General features: G+C 33.5%; 16 protein-coding genes and 4 pseudogenes. 9 read left to right on the top strand and 11 right to left on the bottom strand.

The features are described from left to right. Window positions 1-339: 339 nt before the first annotated feature. From ACQH6S_RS00175 to ACQH6S_RS00165, 3 genes and pseudogenes are all read right to left on the bottom strand, one after another. Complete coding sequence (locus ACQH6S_RS00175; RefSeq protein ID WP_425364577.1) at window positions 340-654, bottom strand: hypothetical protein; 315 nt, start codon at window positions 652-654, stop codon at window positions 340-342. Between the two features lie 213 nt (window positions 655-867). Next, window positions 868-994 (bottom strand): annotated as a pseudogene (locus ACQH6S_RS00170) (IS5/IS1182 family transposase); the annotation flags it as partial. 21 nt (window positions 995-1,015) lie between these two features. Beyond that, window positions 1,016-2,137: an ISAs1 family transposase gene (locus ACQH6S_RS00165; RefSeq protein WP_425364493.1), complete on the bottom strand. Its 1,122-nt coding sequence runs from the start codon at window positions 2,135-2,137 to the stop codon at window positions 1,016-1,018. A gap of 223 nt (window positions 2,138-2,360) precedes the next feature. Between ACQH6S_RS00165 and ACQH6S_RS00160 the strand changes: the two are divergent. After that, a pseudogene (locus ACQH6S_RS00160) lies at window positions 2,361-3,071 on the top strand (IS6 family transposase). 581 nt (window positions 3,072-3,652) lie between these two features. Here ACQH6S_RS00160 and ACQH6S_RS00155 read toward each other — a convergent pair. The 5 genes from ACQH6S_RS00155 to ACQH6S_RS00135 form a co-directional block, all read right to left on the bottom strand. Continuing rightward, window positions 3,653-4,633 carry an IS5 family transposase gene (locus ACQH6S_RS00155; protein ID WP_094649552.1) on the bottom strand — a complete coding sequence of 327 codons (981 nt, stop codon included), beginning with the start codon at window positions 4,631-4,633 and terminating at the stop codon, window positions 3,653-3,655. Window positions 4,634-4,770: 137 nt separating this feature from the next. After that, on the bottom strand, window positions 4,771-4,998 hold the full coding sequence (locus tag ACQH6S_RS00150) for an Rpn family recombination-promoting nuclease/putative transposase (protein ID WP_425364576.1): 228 nt from the start codon (window positions 4,996-4,998) through the stop codon (window positions 4,771-4,773). A gap of 62 nt (window positions 4,999-5,060) precedes the next feature. Continuing rightward, entirely contained in the window at window positions 5,061-5,579 is a 519-nt protein-coding gene (locus ACQH6S_RS00145) for an IS630 family transposase (protein ID WP_425360021.1), read from the bottom strand. Beyond that, window positions 5,564-5,914 (bottom strand): IS630 transposase-related protein, encoded by a 351-nt coding sequence (locus tag ACQH6S_RS00140; protein ID WP_425360020.1) that lies wholly within the window; start codon window positions 5,912-5,914, stop codon window positions 5,564-5,566. Before ACQH6S_RS00140 ends, ACQH6S_RS00145 begins: the two co-directional genes overlap by 16 nt. Before the next feature lie 186 nt (window positions 5,915-6,100). Next, entirely contained in the window at window positions 6,101-7,081 is a 981-nt protein-coding gene (locus ACQH6S_RS00135; RefSeq protein ID WP_094649552.1) for an IS5 family transposase, read from the bottom strand. Window positions 7,082-7,230: 149 nt separating this feature from the next. Between ACQH6S_RS00135 and ACQH6S_RS00130 the strand changes: the two genes are divergently transcribed. The 4 genes from ACQH6S_RS00130 to ACQH6S_RS00115 all read left to right on the top strand — a co-directional run bounded on the left by ACQH6S_RS00130 (window position 7,231) and on the right by ACQH6S_RS00115 (window position 10,459). Next, window positions 7,231-7,374, top strand: a complete 144-nt coding sequence (locus ACQH6S_RS00130) for a hypothetical protein (protein ID WP_425364575.1) — start codon at window positions 7,231-7,233, stop codon at window positions 7,372-7,374. Window positions 7,375-7,386: 12 nt separating this feature from the next. After that, complete coding sequence (locus tag ACQH6S_RS00125; RefSeq protein WP_425364574.1) at window positions 7,387-7,734, top strand: hypothetical protein; 348 nt, start codon at window positions 7,387-7,389, stop codon at window positions 7,732-7,734. Between the two features lie 147 nt (window positions 7,735-7,881). Further along, window positions 7,882-9,087: a hypothetical protein gene (locus ACQH6S_RS00120; RefSeq protein ID WP_425364573.1), complete on the top strand. Its 1,206-nt coding sequence runs from the start codon at window positions 7,882-7,884 to the stop codon at window positions 9,085-9,087. Window positions 9,088-9,187: 100 nt separating this feature from the next. Beyond that, a complete protein-coding gene (locus tag ACQH6S_RS00115) occupies window positions 9,188-10,459 on the top strand; it encodes an IS256 family transposase (protein WP_425360447.1) in 1,272 nt (423 codons plus the stop codon). Between the two features lie 28 nt (window positions 10,460-10,487). On the opposite strand, the pseudogene ACQH6S_RS00110 reads toward ACQH6S_RS00115, so the two are convergent. Next, a pseudogene (locus ACQH6S_RS00110) lies at window positions 10,488-10,903 on the bottom strand (IS5 family transposase); the annotation flags it as partial. Window positions 10,904-11,459: 556 nt separating this feature from the next. Between ACQH6S_RS00110 and ACQH6S_RS00105 the strand changes: the two are divergent. Continuing rightward, complete coding sequence (locus ACQH6S_RS00105; RefSeq protein WP_425360634.1) at window positions 11,460-11,744, top strand: hypothetical protein; 285 nt, start codon at window positions 11,460-11,462, stop codon at window positions 11,742-11,744. Between the two features lie 85 nt (window positions 11,745-11,829). Here ACQH6S_RS00105 and ACQH6S_RS00100 read toward each other — a convergent pair whose 3' ends face one another. Then, entirely contained in the window at window positions 11,830-12,807 is a 978-nt protein-coding gene (locus tag ACQH6S_RS00100) for a hypothetical protein (RefSeq protein WP_425364572.1), read from the bottom strand. 40 nt (window positions 12,808-12,847) lie between these two features. Then, window positions 12,848-13,828, bottom strand: a complete 981-nt coding sequence (locus ACQH6S_RS00095) for an IS5 family transposase (RefSeq protein WP_094649552.1) — start codon at window positions 13,826-13,828, stop codon at window positions 12,848-12,850. Between the two features lie 284 nt (window positions 13,829-14,112). On the opposite strand from ACQH6S_RS00095, the gene ACQH6S_RS00090 reads away from it, so the two are divergent. From ACQH6S_RS00090 to ACQH6S_RS00080, 3 genes and pseudogenes are all read left to right on the top strand, one after another. After that, on the top strand, window positions 14,113-14,373 hold the full coding sequence (locus ACQH6S_RS00090; RefSeq protein WP_425360636.1) for a hypothetical protein: 261 nt from the start codon (window positions 14,113-14,115) through the stop codon (window positions 14,371-14,373). Window positions 14,374-14,709: 336 nt separating this feature from the next. Continuing rightward, the gene (locus ACQH6S_RS00085; RefSeq protein WP_094649552.1) at window positions 14,710-15,690 is read left to right on the top strand and encodes an IS5 family transposase; all 981 of its coding nucleotides are present in this window, start codon (window positions 14,710-14,712) and stop codon (window positions 15,688-15,690) included. Between the two features lie 80 nt (window positions 15,691-15,770). Then, window positions 15,771-15,980 (top strand): annotated as a pseudogene (locus ACQH6S_RS00080) (DDE-type integrase/transposase/recombinase); the annotation flags it as partial. Window positions 15,981-16,138 lie beyond the last annotated feature (158 nt).

Here is a 16,138-nt window from a genome sequence, read left to right as displayed (position 1 = left end):
CTATCTATATATGGAATATTTAGCTATTATAATACCTGTTTATAGATTATGTCAAGTAATAGATCCAACGATGGCCCCCTATAGGTAGAATTTTAAATTTTAGTAATGTTATTATTCTCAAATGGATTAGAACATTTGGAAAGCAACTCTTGAAAGTCAAAACAGATGTATATTGCTTTTCGTGTAGCTAAGAGTAATTATTACTATATAAAGGATTAGTATACTAAATTTAACAATTAACGTTATCTATTAGCAAATATCCTCTGGACTTGTGCCTCTTTTTAATTGCTTTGTTGCATGAATCAGATTTTGAAAGTGTTGTTTAATTTTTGTCAAAAATCAGGCAAATTTTTTGGTATCCGGCATGCCGAGTTTTGTCATGATATTAAGAATATTAGCAGCTACTTTACTTTCGGTTTTTTGGTTTAAAAAAGTTCTAGATTTTAATTTGTTTCCTATAATTGATTTGTAACGGTAGATAGCGTTTTCTGCTTTGGCTCGCCTGCCGTAGTTGGTATGTTTTTGCCATCGCTTTCGTCCTTGTTCCATAAGACGAATATTGTCTAATCTTAATTTAGAGTCATCGGGCATTTCTGCTCTGAACCCTAACCTGGATATTGCATGAGGGTGGTATTTAAAAAAATAAAATGGCAATATCGCTTATAAGTGGTCATGGATATGTTAATTTTCACTTAAATTATGTCTAAATATGCAATTTTTCTGATTTAAGATAGAATCCTCCCTTACCCCCATTTTTTATTGTACCGGGGACAGTACCATATTAGCTTATTCTATAGCTAATTTTTTCATAACACTATCCCATATATGTTGGTAAGGATAAGATGAAGACAACAAGAATTTAATGCTCCTAGTAAGATTTTCAGCCTGAGTGATATCATTTCTTTGCCCAGCAGTTAGTGTAAACTTCAGTGGGTTACCCAATGTCAACGAGGGCATGAATTTTAGTACTAAAACCACCTTTGCTTCTACCTAACCACGGCGACCTGATGAACAATTAGTTAAATTGTATTAAGGCATTAATAAAACGCTTTAAGTTATTTGATGACCAACCCATAGTAAGCATCATTTTTGGTTTGGTCTCTCTTTTGGTCTTTATTCTATTTAAAATATTCAATACAAACCTTCGGATAATAGCCATATTTGCAGGAGCATTGCCTTGACGTATGCTGCTCGCATCTTCATTAAATACCACATCGAGTACCCAATGCATAGATTCAATTCCCCAATGAGACCTTATGCTTTTTAACATCGCTTCAGCGGAATTATTAGAACTACTAATATAATAATTTACTGATTCTGATACTTTATTTTTTTCAACTACTTTTCTTTTTACTTGAATAACACAATTCAAACCAGCCCATTGCTCATAACCAAATATTTTTTTAACATCACGTATTACACAGCATTTTCTTTCTTCAACTCTACCATGTCCTTTATCATAAGTTTCTGCTACATCTGTTTCTAGAAACCTAGCTACATCTGACTCAAAGAACTTTTCAACCTCATTATACAATCCAGGATGATTCATCTTTAACCCTAAAATATAGTCAGCTTCTTTTTCTACAATCTGTTTGGCTATGTTTTTTTGACACCCCATGGCATCAATAGTAACTATTGCATTTTTAATATCTAAACATTCTATTGCTTCTGGAATAGCTGTGATTTCATTGTCTTTGCTATCAATTGCTTGACCAAATAAAGTGACCCCTGATTCAACTGCATAGACATTTAAAAAATGCAATGCTCTACTATCTTTACATTTTGAACCTCTAAGCGTCTTACCATCTATTGCATAATGTTTCTCGTTTAAATCATGATTAAAATATTTTATTAACACATTATTTAATTGCTTAGAATCACATCTAGTAATAAAACTTCTAATAGTACAATCACTAGGAGTGCCATTTTTAAAGGGTAAATATTCTCTTAAAGTATCAATATGAGCTTTACCAAATTCTTCAATTTCTTCCCAACTCTCTGCCCTTGCTGCAACCGCTACTACCGCTAAAAACAATAATTCTATTAACGGATAGGCTATTTTACTCTCTTGTCTATGTTCTTTAATATCGCAAAAATGTTCTGCAAAACTCTTGACAAATTCTTTTTCTTTTAACATCAATATCCCTAAAAATAATTATCTTATTTAGAGATTCTTACGTCATTTCTATACTTTTTGCAAAAACTTTATTATTACAATATCATTAACTTTTATTCATCAGACCGCCGTGTCTACCTAACCTGGATATTGCATGATAGATAATAAGCCAATTGTTCTAGGTTCTGTCGCATCTATTGCCAGTGATCTTTAAAGCTGCTATAAAGGCTTAAAAAATATTTGAATGCCGCTTTATATTTCTCCGAAATTACTCAAGTACTTTAAAGGATTTTGTTCATCTCCCGAGATAATAATGCTCTTTGTCTATATGAAATGTAGGTTTTCTCTAAGCTACCGAGATTTAGAAGAAATGGCTAGCATTAGAGGGGCTAAAATAGATCATGCTACTCTGCAAAGATGGGTAATAAAGTTTGTGCCGCTGATAGATACGGCTATAAGGAAACGTAAAAAGCCTGTGGGTAATAGCTGGAGGATGGATGAAACATATATCAAAATAAACGGTGCTTAGGTCTATTTATATAGAGCCGTTGATTTACTAGGTAATACCATAGAGTTTTTGCTTAGGAAACACAGAGATGCTGTGGCTGCTAAAGCATTCTTCCGTAAGGCTTTTAAATATAACGGTCATCCGGAGAAGGTAACTATCGATAAAAGCGGTAGTAATATTTCTGCTCTCAAAGCCGCCAACAAAGAGCTTGCTAAAGATAAGCAAATTGAGGTACGACAAGTCAAATATCTCAATAATATTGTTGAGCAGGATCATAGATTTATTAAGAAACGAACGAAGCCAATGCTAGGCTTTAAGAGCTTTCGTTCAGCAAAAATTACTATTACCGGTATTGAAAATATTCGCATAATTCAAAAAGGACAATTAATCGGATCTAATGACAATCTTTCTACTTTCGAAAATTTTAAAATGTTAATGGCTGCATAACGTCCAAAATCTCAGTTTTGTTGCTTCAAGCAAATCTTCAATTATAGATGCGACAGAACCAGTGTATAAGCCTCTAGTACCAACTTAACTATGGTAGATTATATGAATGAGAAAAATATTTACTTATTATTACACGATTAGATATACCAAAATATAAATGCGTAAAACATGATCATCCTGCAGGGATAAAGCATTTGAGTAAGATAAATTATTGCAGGATATTTTTCTATAACAGAGAAGAAATTAACAGCAATTCCGACTCCTAGTTCGCTTTTGCCCCGTTTCTGTAATTTAACCCACAGTTAGCCAAAAGAATTATAGTTTAACCTACTATGCTGAACATGAAAAGAAATGTAGCCATGATGTGTAAAACTCTACAGGTTCTGTTGAAAAAAGTCATGATACATTTAACTCAAGTTTTGACAAAAAGATAGTAGGGCTTGTAATTTATGATATAAATGTGATTAAATAAAAAAGAGGTCATGAGTGTGTATGGTTCAAGAAATATTACAAGAGGTAATCTTAATGGGCTTTGTTGCATGAATCAGATTTTGAAAGTGTTGTTTAATTTTTGTCAAAAATCAGGCAAATTTTTTGGTATCCGGCATGCCGAGTTTTGTCATGATATTAAGAATATTAGCAGCTACTTTACTTTCGGTTTTTTGGTTTAAAAAAGTTCTAGATTTTAATTTGTTTCCTATAATTGATTTGTAACGGTAGATAGCGTTTTCTGCTTTGGCTCGCCTGCCGTAGTTGGTATGTTTTTGCCATCGCTTTCGTCCTTGTTCCATAAGACGAATATTGTCTAATCTTAATTTAGAGTCATCGGGCATTTCTGCTCTGAACCCTAAGTTTGGCGGTACTACTGCTTTTATAGGAATTTCATTACCATGTTGATTCTGATGGGCGATTAATGCTTTGTATGTAGAGGGTTGGTCATATGCTCCGTCAGCTAGTACGGTATCTATTGGACTATCAATTTCCTCAAGTAATGTGCCTATCGTAGCACAATCACTAATATTGTGAGTCGTTAATTCAGAGCTTGCAATATATCCGTTTTCATCAACAGCGATATGAAGCTTTCTCCACGATTTCCTTGCTTTCAGTGCGTATTTTTCTTCCTGCCACTCCTGCTCGCCGTAAATCTTTATACCGGTACTATCGACGCAAAGCGTTACGGGATCACGATTTGCCCTACGGTGCCGTGACACTTTAAGTTTTTTTGTTCTTCTTGAAATAGTAGTATAATCAGGCGTTTTGAGCTCGAGATTCAGCAGTTTTATAATTGATTCTACAAAACCTTCGGTTTGCCGTAAATGCTGTTTGTATACTAATCCAAGCCTCACGCATGTCTCAATAGCAAGATCGGAATAGATCGCTTGACCGCCCCGCTTCTTATGTACGGATACGGGATTATTCCATTTTGCTACCGCTTCCCCTGAAAACCAAATTATTAGACTACCACGATTTTTTAATGATTGATCGTACTCACGTGAATTACTGATTTTGTATTTAGCTCGGGCAAATTTATGACGATAAGGATATTGGTGTTTGTTCGGCATATTTACCTTAAAAAAAGAGGATATCTTAACTCCTTAACTTTACTATTTCCACTGCTTTTTTTATTTATTCAAAAACTCGATTTACTCCAAATTCCGATTCATGCAACAAAGCCATCTTAAATAACACACTATAGCATCTATATTATTAAATAGATAGTGATTTGGTATAACACTTCTAGCTTAAACCTTCTTAAAAACTCCTCCCACAATTTAAGCATATCTCTTTGATGTATATGCTTCATGACATAGCTCATCATTCCTAAATGCTTCTGCTGAACTATCTCATCATCCGACATACTCTGTAAATCTACTAATTGATAATCTGACACCATTAACTCTTTAGCTTGCATAGGGTCAGTAAACAATTCCCATATGTTTCTTGGTGCACTATATTCCTCTACACCGTTATATAGTTAAACCCATAAAATTAGGTGACAAAGAACATAGTAATAATTTCAAATAATTTGCTGGTTTCTGTTACCTTATTTTTAATCCATCGTTTCATATTAGCCCAAAACTTCTCTATGGGATTTAAGTCTGGTGAATATGGCGGTAAAAAAATAAGCTTGCAACCAACTGATTCTATTAATTCCTTTGTTTTCTTTGATTTATGGAAACTAGCATTATCCATCACTACAACTTGTCCTGCTTTTAACTCTTTAATTAAAAACTTCTCAACCCAATTATTAAATAACTCTGTATTGCACGTTCCATTAAAAACAAAAGGAGCTATTGATTGATTGTTTACCAAGCCAGCTATGATATTAGTTCTTTGATAGTGTTTCCCACTCTTCTTTCCAATCAGTAATTCTCCTGTTTTACTCCAGCCTCTATCTTGGCAAATACCTGTATCTATACCGCTTTCATCAATATGCACTATTTGCCCTTTATCATATTTATTGATCTCTTCTAAATATTCAGCTCGTCTGTCTACACTTGACTCCATGTAGGTAAAGGTTTTTTTTTATAACTAAAACCTAGCTGTTTTAATATCCTTCCAGTTTGAGACCTCGCAATTCCAAACTCTTTACCAATATCTTGTAATCTCATATTTGGATTATTTCTTACAAAATTTGCTAACTTTTGCTTATCAACTTTACTTTTAAAACCTACTCTAGCTTTTGCTAATATCGTTCCTTCCTTTCTCTTCCTTACGTTCCAGCGACTAATTGTATTTTTATGTATATCGAATATCTTGGCAGCCGCTCTTTGACTATTACCTTTTTCTATATAACTTATTACTTTTTTTCTTAAATCTTTACTATATGGGCTTGTTGACATTTTTTCTCTTATTTATACCATATAATGTCATCTAATTCAACGGGTTTAACTATACATAATCATTGGGTAGATTAGTGGTAGCTTATCATTATTCTTTTTATGTCTTTCGCATAATAGTAACGTATATTTCCAAGGCTTTGTTGCATGAATCAGATTTTGAAAGTGTTGTTTAATTTTTGTCAAAAATCAGGCAAATTTTTTGGTATCCGGCATGCCGAGTTTTGTCATGATATTAAGAATATTAGCAGCTACTTTACTTTCGGTTTTTTGGTTTAAAAAAGTTCTAGATTTTAATTTGTTTCCTATAATTGATTTGTAACGGTAGATAGCGTTTTCTGCTTTGGCTCGCCTGCCGTAGTTGGTATGTTTTTGCCATCGCTTTCGTCCTTGTTCCATAAGACGAATATTGTCTAATCTTAATTTAGAGTCATCGGGCATTTCTGCTCTGAACCCTAAGTTTGGCGGTACTACTGCTTTTATAGGAATTTCATTACCATGTTGATTCTGATGGGCGATTAATGCTTTGTATGTAGAGGGTTGGTCATATGCTCCGTCAGCTAGTACGGTATCTATTGGACTATCAATTTCCTCAAGTAATGTGCCTATCGTAGCACAATCACTAATATTGTGAGTCGTTAATTCAGAGCTTGCAATATATCCGTTTTCATCAACAGCGATATGAAGCTTTCTCCACGATTTCCTTGCTTTCAGTGCGTATTTTTCTTCCTGCCACTCCTGCTCGCCGTAAATCTTTATACCGGTACTATCGACGCAAAGCGTTACGGGATCACGATTTGCCCTACGGTGCCGTGACACTTTAAGTTTTTTTGTTCTTCTTGAAATAGTAGTATAATCAGGCGTTTTGAGCTCGAGATTCAGCAGTTTTATAATTGATTCTACAAAACCTTCGGTTTGCCGTAAATGCTGTTTGTATACTAATCCAAGCCTCACGCATGTCTCAATAGCAAGATCGGAATAGATCGCTTGACCGCCCCGCTTCTTATGTACGGATACGGGATTATTCCATTTTGCTACCGCTTCCCCTGAAAACCAAATTATTAGACTACCACGATTTTTTAATGATTGATCGTACTCACGTGAATTACTGATTTTGTATTTAGCTCGGGCAAATTTATGACGATAAGGATATTGGTGTTTGTTCGGCATATTTACCTTAAAAAAAGAGGATATCTTAACTCCTTAACTTTACTATTTCCACTGCTTTTTTTATTTATTCAAAAACTCGATTTACTCCAAATTCCGATTCATGCAACAAAGCCCCACAATTAAACCCACAAGAAAATATATGGGATGATATGAGGGAAAAATTCTTTTATAACCTAGCTTTTGATTCAATGAATGCTATAGAAAATCAACTAATCACAGCATGTAATTATTATGAAAATAATCCTGCAATTGTCAAATCTATATGTGCTTGGAATTGGATAGTATCTTGTTAATTAGATAGTGATTTGGTATTAATAGATAAAGAGAATGGTTATATTTACTTAGAATCGTTTTTATGGTATACTGACGCTAAGTTGCAAGAAGAACAGCAATTAGAATTAGAGCAAGTACTAGCCAAATATTTATCAGAAGAAGAACAAGTTAATATTATGAGAACTATAGCACAGAAATATATCGAAGAAGGTGAGTTTAGGGGTATCCAAATAGGTGAAGCTAGAGGCATGCAGATCGGAGAAGCTAAAGGGAAATATGAAGTAGCAAAAAATATGTTCTCAAATAATTACTCTATCCCTGAAATCTCTCGTATTACCGGTTTATCTATTCAGGAGATCAACAATCTGCTTAAATCCTAGTTCTTTGTCAAAGGGGTAAGCCCTTTGACCTGGTTCTGTCGCATCTGTTGCAGCAATTCGAAATATTAGAACAAGGACTGAAGTCTTTCCCAGCTGAAGCTGGGGGTTTTAACCAAAAAGGTGACTATAAAACACTAGGGGGTTATAATGATTAAAGCTACACCATGGTACTTGCAATATAAAAAAGTCTATAAACTTAATTATTTGTTAATAATTATTTGTTTAATACTTTGTCAAGTAACTTCAATATTAGCAAATAATTATAGTCATGATTATAAGACATTAGTGCATAATGAAGACTTTAATTTTGTCTGGGGTAAAGATTTAAATAAATATCGACCATTTACTGCTAATATAGAGCTTGCACAATTTAATGGTGAAGATTTTGGACCTCAAGGGGAAATTGCTGACAGATATAATTGGGCAAGAGAAGTAATATCTTATGATGAGTTAAAAGTAAGATTGTTAAATAGTGCTAAACTTATTAATTCAGGACAACAAGTGAAGCTGATTAATAGAGTGCAAAGTACTTTAATCGAAGATATATTAGGTTTTAAAAAAAGTTATAATGTGCAAACAAGTCTTGAATTCTTACGAAACATAAAGATTAAAAATTTAGAACAAAAACTATTATCAAGGGTTTTAGCATTATCATCATATGATGCTCTTGATAAAGTGAGCTTAAAAAAACAGGATGTAGTGAAAGTAATATATAATGACCTTTATTTTATAGAGAAAGATCTTTTGCCACAAGCTAAGAAGAGTAGTGCTGCTAATTTCATATCATTTTGTCTATATCAAGATAGTCAAAGAAGAATTAGAATACATAAAATTATGCCAAGTATACAAAAACATGATGAGTTTCCTCATAATCATTACGGCTCTTCTGCTAGCAGTTTGTTAGCAGGATCACTTGTGAACCAACATATAGCCGTTATCCCAGCAAAATACGCATTAGATGCTAACTTTGGCTTATATTTATTAACTCGCACGAGTTTTACTGGACCTAGGGAAGAACAAACAAAAGTTTCATTTTTTCAAACTAATGTAAAAGTAGGTATTATGTCCAGTCACTTATATAAATATGGTGATCACTATTTTTTACCTGGTTCACGTGACATAAAAAATGATTTAACGATAAATGATACCTTGACATTTCATAGAGTTGGTACAGAAAATTATGCCATTACTTTATTTTCTCAGCAAATGAGTGGTCGCACTAGTACACATACTACCTATAATATAGGCAATCCCTCAATAATATATAAGAAATATGATGCATTGTTAAGTCAAAGAGAAAGCGTAGAGTTAATGAATAAAATGGATAAAATCATTAAAACTTGTAATAAATAGGGTTAAATTACAGAAACGGAGTCTATAATATACTTTGTGTAAGTTGCAAAAGTAAGCAGTAAGAAGTACTGTAAGAAAACAACTTATAAAAAGGTAAAATATGTCAGAAAAAATAAAAAAGAAGATACTAGAACTAAAAGATAATAATATAAGTAATAATTTAGTAGAAGAATTATTATCAAAAGCCGATCCATCTAAGTTGTTTGGCAAAGAAGGATTATTTCAACAACTAAAAAAGCAAATAGTTGAAAAAATATTAGAAAGTGAACTAGAGCATGAATTAGGTTATTCAAAGCATAGTAAAATGCCGAAAGTAGATAATAATCGTCGTAATGGTAGCTATGAAAAGACAATAATTGATGATGATGGTAGGAAGGTTACTCTGGAAGTACCAAGAGATCGAGAAGGAGAGTTTGTTCCCAAATTAATACCTAAAGGGCTGAGAAGATTCAGTGGATTTGACGATAAAGTTATCTCACTTTATGGTCGAGGAATGACAGTCAGTGAAATTCGAGGTCATTTGGAAGAAATATATCAAACTGAGGTTTCCGGTGATTTAATATCGACAATAACCGATGGAGTAATAGACGAAGTAACTAGGTGGCAAAATCGAGGTTTAGATAAGGTTTATCCAATATTATACTTAGACTGTATTCATGTTAAGTCTAGGGATAACCAGGTAGTGATAAATAAAGCAGTATATTTAGCGATTGCTGTTAATATAGAAGGAAAGAAGGAGTTGCTGGGTATTTGGGTAGGAAAAAATGAAGGTGCTAAATTCTGGATGCAAGTAGTTACTGAGTTAAAAAATCGAGGAGTAGAACAAATTTATGTTGCTTGTGTTGATGGTCTAAAAGGTTTTCCGGAAGCGATAAGTAGCATATTTTCTGCGACTATAGTACAGTTATGTATAGTTCATATGGTTCGCAATTCAGTGAAGTATGTCTCATATAAGGATTTAAAGGAGGTGACCACAGATTTGAAGCAAATTTATACAGCAAATAATGAAGAAATGGCAAGTCTAAAACTTCAACAATTTAGTTCAAAATGGGACAAAAAATATCCAGTAATTTCTGATATTTGGCAACGTAATTGGTCTGGGATAATCCCATTTTTTGCTTTTCCTGAGGAAATAAGAAAGGTAATTTATACAACAAATACCATTGAATCTGTCAACCGTCAAATTAGAAAAATCATCAAAAATAAGGGGGTGTTTCCAGATGATAAATCAATTCAGAAAATAATATTTTTAGCTCTGCAAAATGCATCTAAAAAATGGACTATGCCCATAAAAGATTGGTCATTAGCTTTGAATCAATTTGAAATACTTTGTGGTGATTTTAAATATGATTTATTGGAATGTAAAAAATAGAACTTACACAAAATAAATGATTGACTCTCGGATTTCCTAAAGCATCAACAGTTGCATGAATTTTAGTTGATAAACCACCTTTACTACGACCTATTGCTTGGTCATCTACTATGACTTTTTTTTAGCTCCGGCACTATGTTGATGTACTCTAACAATCGTTGAATCAATCATACTATATTCATTATCTGCATCTTGTGCAAGTAGTTCAAAAACCTTCTTCCATACATCTTTTTGGCTCCAACGTGTATGTCTTGTATGAATTACTCTAAAATCTCCAAATCTTTCTGGTAAGTCTCTCCACGGTATACCAGCACGATATCTATATAATACAGCTTCTACGAATAATCTATTATCTTTGGCACTTGCTCCTACGTCTCCTTCTTTTCCAGGTAAAATATCCTTTATCCTTTCCCATTGATCATCTCTTAAAGCATATCTGCGCATTGGTCACCTTCTTATTTTTTTACCAATATCTAATTTGCCTCATCCTAATATTTATGTCAACTTAATTGATGACACGCCCTAGGTAAATGAAGTGTAATGTGTAAAATATACTTATAACTAAACTTAGAGTCTGGATTATCATTTATAACACACAATCTATTACTAAAACTTACAATGACATTACAAAAAAAATTATAATGTCAAATAATGTGAGCCAGATTGAATTTTAAAAGTCATTTAATTTGAGCCGGTTTTTACAACGAAAGCAAGCCAATGTCGTTTCGAAAGCGAGCCACTACAAATAGATTTATTTGCAAACCATCAATTTTCGCGATTATAGGATTGTACAACACATGTATTTGTGTTTTATGTTTGAGTAAAAAGTAAAAAATATATATCTTCTATAGACACCCTTAAAGTCCCTTTAAGAGCTATATTCGTATTTAAAAAGAAAACTAAAGATAATGGAATGGACCTACCCTATATACAGAATGAGAAGCAAATGCTAATCTTCTAGGATAGGAAATGAATCCTAAACAACAATAAGGAGGCCCATATGGAAGTTACCACAATTGGTATAGATATTGCAAAAAGAATTTTTCAAATTCACGGTGTAGATAAAAATGGTAAGACAATATTAAAGAAAAAATTAATGAGAGAGCAGGTTCTAACTTTTATGGCTAACGTACCAAAGTGCCTGATAGGCATAGAATCTTGCGGTGTTTCTAGCTATTGGACAGCTGAATTTTCAGCAACTGTTCCTTACGCACTTTGCTTGGCACACTGGTGGACGGACTTGTTAATATTGCAAAATTTATACCATATATTAGCTCCTTTGTAATTCATAATTTACTACCGTAATACCAGTATAACATACTTTCTTGTCTTCACTTGATGCGTATGATCAATTCAATAGAGATCACTAATTAGCTCATATCCGCTAAAGCATGTTCTGGATTAACCAATCCAGTTACTAATACATCACATTCACCAGAAATATTAATGTCAATATCAAACCAATTTTTTACTATCGTGTTGTAATTAATATTTTGATCTGGATCTTGATTTTGTAATACATGTTTTTTATACTGCTCGATTAGGGTATTTTCTAATTTTAAAAATTTTTTAGCATCAGCAAGACTGCCCCTTATTCTTGTATCATATTTATGATTTAATTCATCTATATTTGCCACGTCTCTTTGCTGAAATATTGCATTAATATGTATACTAATTTCTCTACTTGCTTGCACAGCGTTTTGCATAGCAAGAGAAAATAAACTTAATATTACATCTTTAACAATCGCAGATTTTAATATTGAGGCTAATGAGTTAGTTGTATCTACAAATAGTAATGTTCCTCCTGCTTCTGCTGATAATCTTTGATAATTTGCACTGGCATTATGTATCTCATTAAGAGCATCTTTTGCTCTTTGTTCATCATGATATCTTAAGAAGGAATATATTTTTTCAGCCAATTCTAAACACATAGGAAATGTTAAAAAAGCTGAAGGATTTCTACTAGTTTCGCAAAAAAATAAACTTATTATCTGTGATAACTGTAAAGAAACAATACCATCAATATTCTTATTCTTCACAGTTAAAATCTCTTGAAGAGAAGCGTTATTTATTGAGTCAAAACAAGTAAAATCCATCGATGAGTATGACTGTAGAGACGGAATATAGGCAATATGGCATTTGCCTTTAGAAAAATAATGATTCTCAATATTTGAAGTAGCTATAGCCCCTAAACCAAAAGTATTAGAATATGTAACACAACTAATATTGTCACCTAATAACTCCATCTCCTTAAGAATAGATTTATCTACCCACCTTTTTGCAATTATTATATCAGAGATTTTTGGAACTCGAATTGAGAATGACCTATCAGCATGGCTTTGTTGCATGAATCAGATTTTGAAAGTGTTGTTTAATTTTTGTCAAAAATCAGGCAAATTTTTTGGTATCCGGCATGCCGAGTTTTGTCATGATATTAAGAATATTAGCAGCTACTTTACTTTCGGTTTTTTGGTTTAAAAAAGTTCTAGATTTTAATTTGTTTCCTATAATTGATTTGTAACGGTAGATAGCGTTTTCTGCTTTGGCTCGCCTGCCGTAGTTGGTATGTTTTTGCCATCGCTTTCGTCCTTGTTCCATAAGACGAATATTGTCTAATCTTAATTTAGAGTCATCGGGCATTTCTGCTCTGAACCCTAAGTTTGGCGGTACTACTGCTTTTATAGGAATTTCATTACCATGTTGATTCTGATGGGCGATTAATGCTTTGTATGTAGAGGGTTGGTCATATGCTCCGTCAGCTAGTACGGTATCTATTGGACTATCAATTTCCTCAAGTAATGTGCCTATCGTAGCACAATCACTAATATTGTGAGTCGTTAATTCAGAGCTTGCAATATATCCGTTTTCATCAACAGCGATATGAAGCTTTCTCCACGATTTCCTTGCTTTCAGTGCGTATTTTTCTTCCTGCCACTCCTGCTCGCCGTAAATCTTTATACCGGTACTATCGACGCAAAGCGTTACGGGATCACGATTTGCCCTACGGTGCCGTGACACTTTAAGTTTTTTTGTTCTTCTTGAAATAGTAGTATAATCAGGCGTTTTGAGCTCGAGATTCAGCAGTTTTATAATTGATTCTACAAAACCTTCGGTTTGCCGTAAATGCTGTTTGTATACTAATCCAAGCCTCACGCATGTCTCAATAGCAAGATCGGAATAGATCGCTTGACCGCCCCGCTTCTTATGTACGGATACGGGATTATTCCATTTTGCTACCGCTTCCCCTGAAAACCAAATTATTAGACTACCACGATTTTTTAATGATTGATCGTACTCACGTGAATTACTGATTTTGTATTTAGCTCGGGCAAATTTATGACGATAAGGATATTGGTGTTTGTTCGGCATATTTACCTTAAAAAAAGAGGATATCTTAACTCCTTAACTTTACTATTTCCACTGCTTTTTTTATTTATTCAAAAACTCGATTTACTCCAAATTCCGATTCATGCAACAAAGCCATCTTAATGTTCGTTGATGGTAATGCTAATATTTGTTCATCATATCCTAAGCGTTATAAGAAAATATTGACACAGTAATTTTAAAATGATAACGTATGCTAATGCTCAAAATGAAGCTAAAAACTGAAATCTTTTATTCAGGTTATATAAATTAATTAAGAAGGTTATCTTATGAACGCACAAAAAGCAGAGGAAGTTAAAAACTATTTAGTGAATTCTATTAAAAATACTCAAACAAAAGGGCAGGTTGAGAATATGTTGGAAGGAAAGCTAGATGATATTAGAGAGATTCACAAAAAATATGGTCCAGCAAGTGAATACTTACTTGCTGCATATGATGTTGAGCATCTTGAAAGACCTGCAATAGCTTTAGCATACCAAGAATACTTGGAGGCAAAAGTAGCTGGAGATGTTTTATTTTTAGATGAGTAATACTAAATAATGTTCCCAACAAAAGACCATTCATGCTTAAATTACACAGGTAGAGTAGTTTACAATCATTATGTTCCGCAACGAACGTATTCTGTACCATATGAAGTTCATAAGAGACTGCATTGTGTAAAAACTAGTGATAAGAGAATAGATATTCAACTTGGATATGAACATAATGTTTTTAGAGTAAGTGATTACAGTGGGTTACATGGTAATGCTGATAGGCTTTGTTGCATGAATCGGAATTTGGAGTAAATCGAGTTTTTGAATAAATAAAAAAAGCAGTGGAAATAGTAAAGTTAAGGAGTTAAGATATCCTCTTTTTTTAAGGTAAATATGCCGAACAAACACCAATATCCTTATCGTCATAAATTTGCCCGAGCTAAATACAAAATCAGTAATTCACGTGAGTACGATCAATCATTAAAAAATCGTGGTAGTCTAATAATTTGGTTTTCAGGGGAAGCGGTAGCAAAATGGAATAATCCCGTATCCGTACATAAGAAGCGGGGCGGTCAAGCGATCTATTCCGATCTTGCTATTGAGACATGCGTGAGGCTTGGATTAGTATACAAACAGCATTTACGGCAAACCGAAGGTTTTGTAGAATCAATTATAAAACTGCTGAATCTCGAGCTCAAAACGCCTGATTATACTACTATTTCAAGAAGAACAAAAAAACTTAAAGTGTCACGGCACCGTAGGGCAAATCGTGATCCCGTAACGCTTTGCGTCGATAGTACCGGTATAAAGATTTACGGCGAGCAGGAGTGGCAGGAAGAAAAATACGCACTGAAAGCAAGGAAATCGTGGAGAAAGCTTCATATCGCTGTTGATGAAAACGGATATATTGCAAGCTCTGAATTAACGACTCACAATATTAGTGATTGTGCTACGATAGGCACATTACTTGAGGAAATTGATAGTCCAATAGATACCGTACTAGCTGACGGAGCATATGACCAACCCTCTACATACAAAGCATTAATCGCCCATCAGAATCAACATGGTAATGAAATTCCTATAAAAGCAGTAGTACCGCCAAACTTAGGGTTCAGAGCAGAAATGCCCGATGACTCTAAATTAAGATTAGACAATATTCGTCTTATGGAACAAGGACGAAAGCGATGGCAAAAACATACCAACTACGGCAGGCGAGCCAAAGCAGAAAACGCTATCTACCGTTACAAATCAATTATAGGAAACAAATTAAAATCTAGAACTTTTTTAAACCAAAAAACCGAAAGTAAAGTAGCTGCTAATATTCTTAATATCATGACAAAACTCGGCATGCCGGATACCAAAAAATTTGCCTGATTTTTGACAAAAATTAAACAACACTTTCAAAATCTGATTCATGCAACAAAGCCGCTGAAGATAAGCAAATTGAGATATGACAAGTCAAATATCTCAATAATATTGTCGAGCAAGATCATAGATTTATTAAGAAACGAACGAAGCCAATGCTTGGTTTTAAGAGTTTTCATTCTGCAAAAATTACTATTGCTGGTATTGAGAATATTCGTATGATTCAAAAAGGACAAATAGTGGGAAGTAATGATAACGTTTCTACTTTTGAGAATTTTGTAATGTTAATGGCATTATAACGTCTAAAATCTCACTTTTAATCATTCCTGCACTTCATGTTGTATACATGCGACAGAACCTTTTTTACTCACGTATAATACTTACTGTTTTTTTTAATTAGAATAAATTTAATTTTAGCATTATACATTTAATTATGTTAGGATTATCAATGAAGTTT

The organism is Candidatus Tisiphia endosymbiont of Mystacides longicornis, from assembly GCF_964031095.1.
Lineage (GTDB): Bacteria > Pseudomonadota > Alphaproteobacteria > Rickettsiales > Rickettsiaceae > Tisiphia.
This window is presented reverse-complemented; position numbering and strand designations above follow the sequence as displayed.